8 protein-coding genes, 2 tRNA genes and 1 pseudogene are annotated in these 12,423 nt (G+C 72.8%); all 11 read right to left on the reverse strand.

What is annotated here, in order from left to right:
• Nucleotides 1-33 precede the first annotated feature (33 nt).
• Nucleotides 34-627 carry a TMEM165/GDT1 family protein gene (locus tag DSY14_RS23420; protein WP_211718783.1) on the reverse strand — a complete coding sequence of 198 codons (594 nt, stop codon included), beginning with the start codon at nucleotides 625-627 and terminating at the stop codon, nucleotides 34-36.
• 315 nt (nucleotides 628-942) lie between these two features.
• Nucleotides 943-2,004, reverse strand: a complete 1,062-nt coding sequence (locus tag DSY14_RS23425; RefSeq protein ID WP_211718789.1) for a UDP-N-acetylmuramate dehydrogenase — start codon at nucleotides 2,002-2,004, stop codon at nucleotides 943-945.
• A 161-nt stretch (nucleotides 2,005-2,165) separates the two neighbouring features.
• Nucleotides 2,166-2,591 carry a MaoC family dehydratase gene (locus DSY14_RS23430; RefSeq protein ID WP_211718784.1) on the reverse strand — a complete coding sequence of 142 codons (426 nt, stop codon included), beginning with the start codon at nucleotides 2,589-2,591 and terminating at the stop codon, nucleotides 2,166-2,168.
• 17 nt (nucleotides 2,592-2,608) lie between these two features.
• Complete coding sequence (locus DSY14_RS23435) at nucleotides 2,609-3,052, reverse strand: MaoC family dehydratase N-terminal domain-containing protein (RefSeq protein ID WP_211718785.1); 444 nt, start codon at nucleotides 3,050-3,052, stop codon at nucleotides 2,609-2,611.
• A gap of 152 nt (nucleotides 3,053-3,204) precedes the next feature.
• Nucleotides 3,205-3,369: a 50S ribosomal protein L33 gene (gene rpmG, locus DSY14_RS23440; protein WP_026117477.1), complete on the reverse strand. Its 165-nt coding sequence runs from the start codon at nucleotides 3,367-3,369 to the stop codon at nucleotides 3,205-3,207.
• Nucleotides 3,370-3,468: 99 nt separating this feature from the next.
• Nucleotides 3,469-3,544, reverse strand: a tRNA-Met gene (locus DSY14_RS23445).
• Between the two features lie 101 nt (nucleotides 3,545-3,645).
• Nucleotides 3,646-3,721, reverse strand: a tRNA-Thr gene (locus DSY14_RS23450).
• A gap of 309 nt (nucleotides 3,722-4,030) precedes the next feature.
• Entirely contained in the window at nucleotides 4,031-6,118 is a 2,088-nt protein-coding gene (locus DSY14_RS23455) for an ATP-binding protein (protein WP_211718786.1), read from the reverse strand.
• A gap of 103 nt (nucleotides 6,119-6,221) precedes the next feature.
• Entirely contained in the window at nucleotides 6,222-10,832 is a 4,611-nt protein-coding gene (locus tag DSY14_RS23460) for an SbcC/MukB-like Walker B domain-containing protein (RefSeq protein ID WP_211718787.1), read from the reverse strand.
• The gene (locus DSY14_RS23465) at nucleotides 10,786-12,180 is read right to left on the reverse strand and encodes a TIGR02678 family protein (RefSeq protein WP_211718788.1); all 1,395 of its coding nucleotides are present in this window, start codon (nucleotides 12,178-12,180) and stop codon (nucleotides 10,786-10,788) included. The genes DSY14_RS23460 and DSY14_RS23465 overlap by 47 nt, the downstream gene beginning before the upstream one ends.
• A pseudogene (locus tag DSY14_RS23470) lies at nucleotides 12,180-12,423 on the reverse strand (hypothetical protein); the annotation flags it as partial. The gene DSY14_RS23465 and the pseudogene DSY14_RS23470, both read right to left, overlap by 1 nt.

Consider the following 12,423-nt stretch of genomic DNA (forward strand, 5'->3'; position numbering starts at 1 on the left):
CCCCCGACCCCGTTCGCGTCGGACGCCCCGGGGTCAGGCCAGGAGCATCCAGGCGCCCTGGCCGATCATGACCGCCCCCGCGACGAAGAACAGCACCGAGGCGCCGACCTGGATCGCCCTCTCGGGCAGCTTCTTGCCGAGGACGGCGCCCACGGCGATGGCGATGGCGTCGGCGGCGACCATACCGATGGTGGAACCGATCCAGACCGGCAGCCAGTGGTGCTGGGTGCCGATGGTGATGGTGGCGAGCATGGTCTTGTCACCGAGCTCGGCGACGAAGAACACCAGGACCACGGTCATGAAACCCGAGCGGATGCGGCGGGACGCGGCGCGCTGCTCGTCCTTGTCGCTCATCTCGTCGCCGCGCAGGGTCCAGAGCCCGAAGAAGAGGAAGGCCAGGCCCGCGGCGAGGGTGAGCCAGTCGGTGGGCAGTGCCGCACCCAGGACCTCGGCGATGAACACGCTTGCCAGGTGCACCACCGCGGTGGCGACGGTGATGCCGAGAATGACCGTGAGGGCGCGGTAACGGGTGGCGAGGGACATCGCGACCAGTTGGGTCTTGTCACCCATTTCCGCGATGAAGATGGCGAAGGCGCTGACGCCCAGACCGACGAGAAAAGCCGACATGGTACTCCTGCTGTCCGAGATGGGCAGAAGGAGGCGGAGAACGCCCCTTCAACCCGGTCGTTGACTACCGGGTCAAAGGTCTCGTCCGCCCGCCTGAGCCGGGCTCACGCGGCCGGGACGGAAGGTCCAGTATGTCGACCGCGCACATTGGGGACTACTCCCCTTCGACGCACTCGACAATACCAGGGGCGTTTTTCCTCGGCAATTTATCGTATTGCCGAATTGATTTATCAGGAGAGGCGGAAAAGTGAGTTCGGAGTGCCTAACTCCATTCTTGGGCGCGGCGTCCCGGAAGGCTCCGGGGGTGGGTGCGCCTCAGAGACACACGCCGACCATGACCGGCTCGTTGACCAGTCGCACCCCGAAGGCGTCCTCGACCCCGGCGCGCACCTCGCGGGCCAGGTCGAGCAGGTCGGCCGTGGCGGCTCCGCCGGGGTTGGTCAGGGCCAGGGTGTGCTTGCCGGAGATGCGGGCGGGGCCGTCCCCGTACCCCTTGGTGAACCCGGCGCGGTCGATCAGCCAGGCGGCGGAGAGCTTCACGTTGCCCTGGTCGTCGGGGTGGCCGGGGATCGCGGTGTCGGGGCCCAGCCGTGCGGCGGCCCGCTCGCGGAAGGCCGCGTACTCCACCGGCGACAGGATGGGGTTGGTGAAGAAGGAACCGGCGCTGCGGGTGTCCGGGTCGTCGGGGTCCAGCACCATGCCCTTGCCCGCGCGCAACCCCAGGACGACCTCGCGGGCCTTCTCCAGCGCCACCCGCTCCCCCGCGTCCACACCCATGGTGCGGGCCACCTCGGCGTAGCGCACGGGGCGGCTCAGCGGACCGCGACGCAGTTCGAAGACGACCTCGCACACCACGTGGCGGTCCCCGCCCTTGAAGACGCTGTCGCGGTAGGTGAACCCGCAGTCGGCGTTGGACATGGTCACGAGCTCGCCCGTGGCGCGGTCCAGGACCAGCACCTCGCGGATGGTCTGGGCGACGTCCTGCCCGTAGGCGCCGACGTTCTGGATGGGGGTGGACCCCACTCGTCCAGGGATGCCGGAGAGGAACTCGATGCCGTTGAGCCCTTCGGCCACCGTGCGCTCGACCAGGGGGTCCCATTCCACGCCCGCGTCCGCGCGCAGCAGCACGACGTCCTCGCCGGTCTCCGGGTCGGTCCCCGTCTCGGTGAGGGTCACGCCCGAGGAGGCCACCAGGATCACGGTGCCGGGGAACCCGTCGTCGGCGATCACGAGGTTGCTGCCGCCACCGAGGACGAGGACCCGCTCACCGGCACGGTCGGCGTCGGTGACCAGACGGACCAGGTCGTCGGTGGTGGTCGCGGTGTGGAAGGCCTTGGCGGGGCCGCCCAGACCGAGCGTGGTGTGGTCGGCGAGCATGGTGGACACGGGCGTGGTTCCTCTTCGTTCTCGTGAGGGCCGGGTGCGGGCGCGGATCCGGCCGGGGTTCTCGGCGCCCGCCCCGGTCCGGGCGACAGCGCCGCCCCCCGGTGCCTCCGCCGGGAGGCCACCGGACGGACCGGTGGCCCGGGGGCGTGCTCTCAGGCGAGCCGGACGACGGCGGAGGCCTTGGCGAGCACCTTCGCGCCACCCGAGCGGGCGGTCAGCAGGACGGTGACGGTGCCGTCGTCGTTCTTGGACTTGACCTTGCCGCCGACGGTGATCTCGGCACCGTCATCGTCGTCGGGCACCACGACCGGGGCGGAGAAGCGCACCGAGTAGTCGACGACGCAGCCGGGGTCACCGGTCCAGTCGGTGATGACCCGGCCGGCCTCGGCCATGGTGAACATGCCGTGCGCGATCACGTCGGGCAGACCGACGGACTTGGCGAACCGCTCGTTCCAGTGGATGGGGTTGAAGTCGCCGGAGGCCCCGGCGTAGCGGACCAGGTCCAGGCGGCGGACCGGGAAGGTCTGCTCCGGCAGCTGGGCGCCGGTCTCCACCTCGTCGTACTTGAGCCTGTGCATCGTCGCGTCCCCGCTTCCTAGGATCCCCGGACGACGAGCATCATGCCCGTCGTCACCACGTGCTCGCCGTCGGCCGCCTCGGCGACCGTCTCCAGGGTGAGCAGCTCGTTGCCGCCCAGCGCCTTGATGTCGGTGATGCGGGTGACGGTGGTGAGGACGTCACCGGCGCGCAGGGGGCGGCTGTAACGGAAGCTCTGGTCACCGTGGACGACGCGCGAGAAGTCGACGCCCAGGTCGGGGTCGGCGATGGCCAGCCCGCTGCCGGCCATGCCGAGGATCACCGGGAAGGTCGGCGGGGCGATGACGTCCGGGTGGCCCATGGCCTTGGCGGACTCCCGGTCCAGGTAGACCGGGTTGAGGTCGTTGATGGCCTCGGCGAACTCGCGGATCTTGCCGCGGGTCACCTCGTAGGCCTCGGGGGCGGGATACTCCCGGCCGAGGTAGTCAGGGTTGATCGCCACGCTCTGCCTCTCGGATGTGTGGACGTCGGGACCGGGTCACCGCCGCGGAGGGGACCCCTGGACAGCGAACAGCCCGGCGAGCGATGGGCTCACCGGGCTGGAGTCTACGAGAAGCTGACCGCTCCCTGCCGGGGGCGACGAACCTGCGTGACCTAGCGGGTCTCGCGGTGGTCGTTGTGCTTGCGGCAGTTCGGGCAGAACTTCTTGATCGTCAGACGGTCGGGGGTGTTCCGACGGTTCTTGCGCGTGATGTAGTTCCGGTGATTGCACTCCTGGCAGGCCAGGGTGATCTTCGGCCTCACGTCTGTGGCAGCCACTTCGGAGTGCCTTTCTCGCTGGAGACATTACCTGAACGCAGTGAACACTGCTCGATACCCACGACGACCCCTGAGTGTTGTTCTCAGGGGTCAGTGGGTTGGTAGCGGGGGCCGGACTTGAACCGACGACACAGCGATTATGAGCCGCTTGCTCTACCGACTGAGCTACCCCGCCCCGATCACCACGGAAGGACATACTATCGCGTATGTCCTCCGGTTCGGCCGGCGAAGTTCCGCCGGCCACCCACCTGAGTGGACCGGAACCTCATCAAGTGGTGGAGCCCCTTTACGGAATCGAACCGTAGACCTTCTCCTTACCATGGAGACGCTCTGCCGACTGAGCTAAAGGGGCGCGCTGTGGGACTTTCTCTCGTCCGCCCCGGGGGTGTTGCCCCCTTGCGCTGGTCATGACTATACAGGGATCGAGGGGTGGTCTGCCAAATCGAGCGCCCTCCCCCCGGAGGCACCCACCGCACGGAAGCACCACCGCACGGGGAAACCCCTGATCACAGACGTTTCCCTGCCCTCTCGGATCGCCCCCCACGGCTCTGAGATCGGCCCGAATGTGACCCCGTGCACCCTGGGCGAGGCCCCTGCGGCCCCGGGCGAGGCCTCGGAGCGGTCTCGCGGGACCGAGAGGACCGCACGGGACCCGGCGGGGTCACCGCCCGTTCTCGGCCAGCCAGACGTTGGACATGGCGTCACGGTTGATCGTGCGGATGTCGGCGGGCAGACCCAGACGGCGCAGCGCGTCCGACAGTCGGGTGTCGTGGGTGAAGACGATGAGCTGCCGGTGACGCCCCACCTCGGCCAGGACGGCGGCGAGCCCCTCCACGGTCTCGGTGTCCATGGCCTGGACCGGATCGTCCAGCAGCAGGAACCCGAAAGGGTTGCCCTCGACCAGGGTGCGCGGCAGGCAGATGGACAGCGCCAGAGCCTGGAACTCCCCCTGGCTGAGCAGTCCGGGCGCGCTGGTCTGGTCGTCCACCCCGTCCACGGTCACGTCCACCTCGACCCTCCTGCGGGCGCCCCGGCCGATGAGCCGCATGCCCTGGAGGTCGATGTGGCGTTCCTGGCGCAGCCGGAACCACACCTGCTCGGCCTGGGAGGCCACCGGGCCGAGTCGGTCGACGCGGACCGAGCGCGCGTACTCGGCGAGCCAGTCGAGCGCGGCCTCGGCGGCGGCGAGGGTCTCGGCGGCCCTGACGGCGTCCTGGGCGTCGTCCAGCCACTCGGAGAGTCGTTCGGCGAGGTCGGACCAGCCGTTGGTGGGGTCCTCCAGACGTTCGGAGGCGTCGCGACGGGCACTGACCGCGGCGGCCCGCAGGCGACGTCCCACGGCCTCGATGTGGTCGGCGAGTTCGGCGAGGTCCTCGATGTCGGAACCGGACTCCCACAGCGCCCACACCTGACCGAGTTCGCTGTCCGGCGGCAGCCAGGTGGGCATCGGCGAGACCAGGAACCGGGCCTGGTCCCGCGCCGCGTCGGCGCGGTCGTAGGCGGCCGACGCGATCGCGGCCTGGGGGCGCAGGGCCCGCAGTTGGGCGTTGGCCCGCCGCACCCAGTCGGGCCCGAGCGATCCGCTGGTGGCGCAGGTGGGACAGGTGGTCTCGGTGGGGTGCCGCTTGTGGTGTTCCAGGGCCTGTTCCAGGAGCCGGACCACTCCGTGCGCGTGGTCGCCCTTGCTGCCGGCGGCCATGGCCAGCTCCATGGCGGCGCCGCGCAGCTCGTTGACGACGTCGCTCATGAGGACCCGCTCGGGGACGTTGAGGCGGCGCAGCCGACGCAGGACCACGTGCAGCGTGGGGTCGCTGGGGCCGTCGTCGGCGGCGATCCTGCGCAGCGCCTCCAGGTCGGTGGTGGGCGCGGAGAGGAGTTCCCTCACCTGGGCCGCGCGGGGGTCGCCGGAGGCTCCGAGGGCGTCCATGAGCGGGGGCAGGTTCCGGGAGGGGCGGTCGCGTCGGCGGGCGAGTCCGTCACAGATCTTGGCGAGGCGACGTTCGGCCTCGGCGAGTCCGGTGAGGCCCAGCAGCGCGGTGAGGGTGTCGTACAGCTCGGCCGCGCGACCGGTGACGGTGCGGCCGAGTTCGTCGTAGGACAGGAAGGGCCGGTAACGGACCAGGTTCTCGCCCCAGTCGAGGGTGCGCAGCGGGGCGACCTCCCCGCTCGGGTGGACGACCTCGCCCCGGGCGGAGCGGACGCTCTCCCCGGCCCAGCGGCGGCTGATCCGGGTGGGTCCGTGGTCGCCGGCGATGTGGATGTCGACGCTGGCCTCGGTGCGCTCGTCGTAGTGGAGGTTGCGCCACCCGTCCCGCCACCCGGTGGGCATGGCGTCCCAGCGGGGGTTGCGCCCGGTCAGCGCGGCCTCGGCGGCCTCGGCGAAACTGGACTTGCCGGACCCGTTGCGGCCGACGATGACGGTGAGGCCGGGACCGGGCCGGAAGGAGAGTTCCGCGGGCCGTCCGATGCCGCGGAAGCCCTGGACCCGGATACCGGTGAGGTAGGCGCGCCGCACCCGACCGGAGGGGCCCGGGCTCGGGGCGTCGGGGACGGCTTCGGGGATGTGCTCACCCTGCAGGAGCGCCTCCAGGGCCTCCTCTCCCCACAGCGCGGCGTTGACCCAGGCACGGACCCCCGCGGGCTGCCCGGAGCCCGCCAGGGCCTCCAGGAGCGCCTGCGCGGTCGGATCGTCGTTTCCGGACACGACCTCCAGGCCGCCCGGTCCTCCGTTCGCGTCCGTCTCGGGCATCCGAGTCACCTTCGCCACCCCGCTCCGTTATCGAACCTGCATCAGCAGACTAGGACAGGACGGGAGGAAGCGCGCTGGTGATACACGCAACGCGCGGCGTGATTCAGACCCCGACCAACTTCCTCCTACTACCGTCCCAGGTGAAGTGCAGGGTCGCGATGCCCGGCACGTTGGGGTCGCGCAGACACTCGTAGATGTTGAGGCTGGGCACGCTCGCGAAGCAGCCCCAGACCCGTTCGGAGGTCAGCACGAAGTCGAGGTCGAGTTCGACGAGCAGCCCGAGCAGTCGACCGTGCGTGGGTTCGTCGACCTTGGCGAAGGCGTCGTCCAGCAGGATCAGGCGGGGTGCCCAGGGGGCGCGGGCCGCCAGGGCGTCGAAGTGCGCGGCGGCCGCGGCGAACAGCACGAGGTAGGCGACCACCCGCTGTTCACCCTGGCTGAGGGCGGTGCGGTGGCCCAGGCGACGTTCGTCACCCGCCGAGTCGGTGACGTAGACGGTGAACGTGAACCAGGACCGGTAGTCGAGGGCCGCGCGCAGCTGGGCCCCGCCCGTGGCGGTCGGGTCCAGTCGACGGATGGCCTCGATGCAGCGGCGCAGGGCGTCGCGCAGCCGGGTGGTCTGCACGCGGGTGCGTTCCTCGGGCGGGGTGGCCAGCAGTGGCACGACCGCCTCGATGTCGGCACCGGCGTCCGGGGCCAGGTCCCAGTCCAGGCGCACGCCGAGCCCGGCGGAGGTGGTGACGTCCTTGAGGACGTCGTTCATGGTGGCGATGAGGGCGCGGGCCTCGTCGATCTGGCGGGACAGGTGTCCGGCGAGTTCCCCGAGCAGGTGGCGCTCGAAGGCCTCCTCCTCGGCGATGGCGACGCTCTCCTCGGCCCGGGTCACGGAGGTCGCGACCTGCTCGGCGTAGGCGGTGACGTCGTGGGCGCCGTCCTCGTCGTGCACCGTGAGGCGCTTGACGCCGCGGGGCTCGGTGAGTTCGGTGCGGGTCTGCGCCCAGCCCACGGAGCCCAGGAGACGCTGCAGGTCCTCGCGGCTGCCGAGGATGGCGCTGTCGTCGACCTCGTCGACCTCGGTCTGGGCGGCCAGCCCCTCCTCCAACCGCTCCACGAAGGCGGCGAGCAGGTCCAGGCGCCCCTCGGGGCCGGTGGGCTCGGTGTCGGCACCGGTGTCCAGGGCCGCGAGGTAGCCGGCCAGGGGACCGTCCTCCGAGGCGCAGTCCTCCAGGCCGGCGGCGCGGAGCAGGACGGCGTCGGCGAGGGTGACCTCGGTGCCCGGCTCGGAGTCTGCGTCCGGGGTGGCCACGGTGGTGACCGCGGCCACCAGGTGCTCGCCCGCGGCGAGGGCACGGCGGACCTGTTCGGCGCGTTCGACGGTGCCGGCCTCCAGCCGGGCCTCCGCGGCGACGCGTTCGTCGCGGGCCCGCTGGGCGCCGCGTTCGAGCGCGGGAAGGCGTTCGGCCGCCTCCTGGGCGCGTGCACGGACCTGGTCCCGGGCCACCTCGATCTGTTCGCCGGCGACCCCGCGGGCCCGATCGCCCAGTTCGAACTGGCGGCGGACCGTGATCATGTCGTCGATGGCGCCGGCGCGGGCGTCCTCGGACAGGAGTCGGGCCGCGCGGGTGCGGTTCCAGGCGGAGACGTGGCGTTCGTGGTCGGACAGCTGCCAGGCGAGGACCTCCAGGTCGCGCAGGGCCGAGGCGATGAGGACGCGGAGGTGGTCCAGGGCCCTCAGAGCGCTGTCGAGTTCGGCGCGCGTGGTGGGCAGCGACTCGGCCCCGGCCGCCTCGGACAGGCGGCGGCGGATCTCCAGGAGTTCGGTGCGGGCGGTGTCGGCGGCGCCCCGGGTGGTCTCGTGGCCGCGGCGGGAGGCGGCCACGTCGGTGCGGGCGACGTCGAGGGTGGCCCAGGCGCGCACGAGCGGCGACGCGTCCGGCAGGTCCCGGGCGACCTCCAGGAGCTCGGAGTAGGAGCGCTCCACCGCCCAGCGGCGCTCCCCCGCCTCCGCGAGGAGGGCCTCGGCGATGGCCATGCGCCGGTCGGTGTTGGCGGTCTGGCGGTCGCGGGCGCGTTTGCGGGCGGCCTCGCCGATGTACTCCGGTTCGCTCTTGTCGTGGGCACCGGAGGCCACGCCCAGCCGCCAACCGCCGGCGAGCGACATGGAGCTGACGGTGGCCACGGAGGTGTCCCTGCGGTGCTTGGCCTCGGTGTCCTCGGCGCTCTCGGGCACCTCCGTGTGCAGGGCGATGGAGGCCAGCAGGGCGCGCAGGAGGTCGTGGCCCGCGCCGCGGTCCGGGATCGCCACGGGCACGAGCACGTCGAGGAGGGTGCGGCCCTTGGCCGGGCGGGCCGGGGTGATCATGAGGTCGCGGGTGGCGGGGTCGTACAGGGTGCCGTCCGCCCGGATCCATCCGGCGAGCAGTCCGCTGGCCTCCAGGGCGGCCTCGAGACCGGCCTGTTCGCGGACGGTGAGCCCGTTGGCGAAGTCGACGGCCAGGTGGAAGGGCACGCCCTCCTCCTCGGGGCGAGGGTAGGTGGCCCAGGCGGGGCGCTCGGGGGCCGCGTCGGCGTTCTTGGCCTTGCGTTCGGCGAGCTCGGCGAGCTCGTCGGCGAGCTGGCTCTCCTCGTTGACGGCGACGTCGCGCCGGGCGCGCAGCTCCTCCAGGAGCGGGTCGACGGCGGTGTGGGCCAGGCGGGCGACCGTCCCGGGGACCTCGGGGTCCAGCACGCGCAGGGCGTCGGAGATGGGCAGCTCCACGCTGCCCTCCAGGTCGTGGATCGCCTCACCGAGGGCGTGGGCGTGGCTGGAGTCGCGCAGGCGCGCGGCCCAGGCCCGGACGCCGTCGGCGTAGGTGGAGCTCTCCTCGCGCAGCGCGGTGACGGCGTCCTGTTCGCGGTCGTGGGCGCGTTCGAGGAGGGCCTGGGCGCTCTCGGCCTCGCTGGTGAGCGCGACCAGTCTGCGGTCCGCGGCCGCCTCGGAGGTGGTGAGTCCGGTCAGGTGGGCGGCCAGGTCGGTGCGGTCGGCCGCGTCATCGGCGGTGGTGGTGAGGCGGTCGTGCAGCCGGCCCAGGTTCTCGCGCAGGTCGTCGAGGTCGATGCCGTCGACGGGGGCGCGTTCCACGGCCTGTTCGAGCCCTTGGAGGTCCACCCGGGTGGTGCTCTCGCGGGGCGCGTGGGCGGTGGCGCGGGTGTCGGGGACCCGCCCCAGCCCACTGGGGTCGAGGCCGGCGGCCTCGGCGGCGCGGCCGGCCTCCGCGTGGGTCTGGCGCAGGACGTCGAGGGCGCGCTCCACCGCGGTGAGGTCCTCGCCCAGCCGCTCGATCGCGTGGTCCTCGGTGGTGGTGGCGTGCTCGGCGGCGGCCCAGGCGGCCTCGGCGGCACGGATGTAGGCGCCGACGGCGGCGTCGTAGGCGCGGCGCTCGTTGGCGGTGGCGGTGGCGGCGCCGTTCTGGACGGAGGCGAGGGTGCCGTCGTCGGCCTCGGCGGTGTCGCGGGTGCGGCGGGCCTGGTCGCGTTCCTCGGAGACCTGGCTCTCGGCGGTGATGAGCGCGTCGAGTTCGGCGCGCAGTCGATCGGTCTCCTCGACCCGGTGGTCCCGGGCGTCGAGCTGTTCGCGGACCTCGGCGGCCCGGGCGCGCAGGGTGTGGACCAGGTAACCGTGGTAGTCGGTCAGGAAGGCGGCGACGCCCGCGCCGGCCTCGGTGAGGGCGTTCTTCTCCGTGCGGGCCTGTTCGAGGTCGGCGATGTTGCGGGCCACCTCGTCCAGGACGGACTCGTCCATGGGCGGCAGGGCCTCGGAGAGCACACCGACGAGTTCCCCGGCCTCCAGGCGGTCGCCGATGGTGGGGCGGCGCAGCCGGTAGAGCAGGTGGATGAGGTTGCGGTAGCGGACGGAGTCGTCGATGCCGAACAGGCTCCGCATCACCCGCGCGCGGTAGGGGACGGCGCTGGTGAAGCAGTTGTCGGCGCCGATCTCCGAGCGCAGGCGGTCCACGGGTTTGGGGCGTCCGTCGACGACCAGGTCGAGGTCGACACCGACCCGGCGTTCGGTGACGAAGAAGACGCAGCGGGGGTCGGAGTCGCCCACCGCCAGGACGGCGGCGCCCAGGGTCAGGTACCGGGGCGAGGCCTCCTCGGGCTCGGGCTCGGCGGCGGGGGCCGCCTGTGCGGCGAGCAGGGCGGAGGCAGAATTGGGGCCGGTCCCGGTACGCACCGCGGCGTCCAGACCACGGTCGCCGCGGGCGGTGGTGAACTCCACCCACAGGTAGCCCAGGCGGGTGGCCGGCCCGGCGGACGCGTCGTCCGTGGCGGTCGCGGCCGGCGCGTCGGTGTCCTCGTCGTCACCGGTGGCTCCGTCCGCGGGACCGTCCTCGGGGCCGCCGAGCAGGTCGGGCCCGGTCTCCTCCTCGGCCGGGCCGCGCCCCGCGCGGGGGTCGTCGGCCATCAGCCAGCGCAGGCTGGTGCGGTTGGTACCGGTGGTGTCCAGACGCCGCATGTCCCCGTCCAGGAGGAAGGGGAGCAGCATCTCCAGGGCCTTGGACTTGCCGGCGCCGTTGCGGCCGCGCAGCAGCAGCCGCCCCTCCGCGAAGTCCAGGACGTGGTCGTCGTACTGCCAGACGTTACGGATACCCGCGCGTTCGAGGCGATAGCGGGGGTTGGGGTCGGGGTCAGCCGGAGCCGTCCCGGGGGCCACGGTCGTCTCCTGGGTCACCACTGGTCGCGCTCACCTTCTCGTTCGCCACCGCTTGCAGCGCGGACGCCACCCGGTCGAGGTCGCTTCGGGGGTCGGCCGGAGGCTCGGGCTCCTCCTGGCCTGGTTCAGGCGATTGTTCGGGGTGTGTCCGGTCTTCGGGATGTGTCCGGCTGTCTTCGCCATTGTCCTGGATCCCGGGGACGCGATCGTCCACTTCCGCGCCGTAGCGGGCCGCGGCCGCCGTCAGCCGCCGGTCCCCCGGGGCGCCCACGAGCAGCCCCAGCCCGGCGAGCAGCTCCGTGACGAGGGCGAAGAGGCGTTCGGGGTCGGGAACCTCGGGACCGGCGGTGCGCGCCCACTCCGCGCGCACCGGTGCGTCGGCGCCGCCCAGGGCCTCCAACGCGGTCCGCAACGCGTCCTCGGGGACGGCGACCGAGGTGGTGGGGCGGCCGGGGTTCAGCAGGCCGGCGAGGTGGCGGACCAGGGCCAGGGCCGTGTGCCCGACCGGGTCGTCGGAGGGGAAGCGCGGACGCACGGCCGCCTCGTCGGGCATGACGAGCGCCACACCCTCCGCCCGGATCTCGGTGTCGCAGCCGAGGAGGTTGCCCAGGGCCGCGGCGGCCCGCCACTGGTGGGCGGCGAGCCGGTCGCGTTGGCGGTCCGGGAGCGTCTCACGATGGACGACCGCCGTCTCGGCGAGCAGGCGACGCAGGGCGATCTCACCGGCCTGGTCGCTCTCGGGGTCGGGGTCGGTCGCCTCGGCGAGGAAGGTGTCGGCGTCGTCGCCGCCACGGGGCAGGTGCGCGGGAACCGAGCGCAGGGCCTCGGTGTCGGGGGTGAGCTCGACGTCGACGGCGGCGTCGGCCTGGTGGGCGCGGACGGTGCCCGAGGTCTCGGTGAGCGCCCCGAGGTCGACCAGTTGGAGCAGGGCCGCGCAGAAGGCCCGCCGTTCGCCGAGACCGCGGCCGGGGTCGGCGTCGACACCGGCTTCGTGGGCGACCGCGCGGATCCGCGCGGCCAGGGAGCGCACGGTGACGGGGCCGGTGTGTTCGACCAGGACCGCGAGGGTCAGGGCGAGGTAGGTGAGGGCGCGGGGGGTGAGCCGGGTGCCGTCCGGCCGGGCGAGCGGCCGCGCGGTCCCGTCGAAGAGTCCGCGCTTGACCAGACGGGCGTGGTCGTCGGCGACGGTCAGCCGGTAGCCGAGCACCCGCTGGAACCGCTGGACCAGCCACTCGTTGTGCGAGCGCACCAGGGAGAACTCGGCCGGGTGGGCGCGGCGGGTGAGCAGGGGACGGGCCATGAGGGCCCGCGCGGCGGCCTGACGTTCGCCGATGAGGGCGGCGTCCTCGCTGTAGGCGTTGGTCTCCATCAGCCCGACCTCCGCGTCCAGGGCGTGTGCGTGGTGACCTGGATGGGACCGGTGGTCTCGACGTCCGGGTCCGGTCCCGGGAGGCTATCGGTGTCCGCGGGGGGATCGACAGGGGCCTCCGGGTCGTCGGGGTCGGCGGGACCCGGGGTGAGGTCATCGGAGGCGGGCGCGTCGGACGTGGGGGCGTCCGGCGCGGACCCGGCCGGGCCGGAGTCCTCCCGCGGGCGGGGGTCCAGGGGATGC

Origin of the sequence: Nocardiopsis sp. MG754419 (genome assembly GCF_018207095.1) — a bacterium.
Taxonomy (GTDB): domain Bacteria; phylum Actinomycetota; class Actinomycetes; order Streptosporangiales; family Streptosporangiaceae; genus Nocardiopsis.

What these genes read in the sequence shown, in the direction of transcription:
- DSY14_RS23420 (WP_211718783.1), bottom strand. Translation starts at nt 627, where the DNA reads ATGTCGGCTTTTCTCGTCGGTCTGGGCGTCAGCGCCTTCGCCATCTTC.
- DSY14_RS23425 (WP_211718789.1), bottom strand. Translation starts at nt 2,004, where the DNA reads ATGCTCGCCGACCACACCACGCTCGGTCTGGGCGGCCCCGCCAAGGCC.
- DSY14_RS23430 (WP_211718784.1), bottom strand. Translation starts at nt 2,591, where the DNA reads ATGCACAGGCTCAAGTACGACGAGGTGGAGACCGGCGCCCAGCTGCCG.
- DSY14_RS23455 (WP_211718786.1), bottom strand. Translation starts at nt 6,118, where the DNA reads ATGCCCGAGACGGACGCGAACGGAGGACCGGGCGGCCTGGAGGTCGTG.
- DSY14_RS23465 (WP_211718788.1), bottom strand. Translation starts at nt 12,180, where the DNA reads ATGGAGACCAACGCCTACAGCGAGGACGCCGCCCTCATCGGCGAACGT.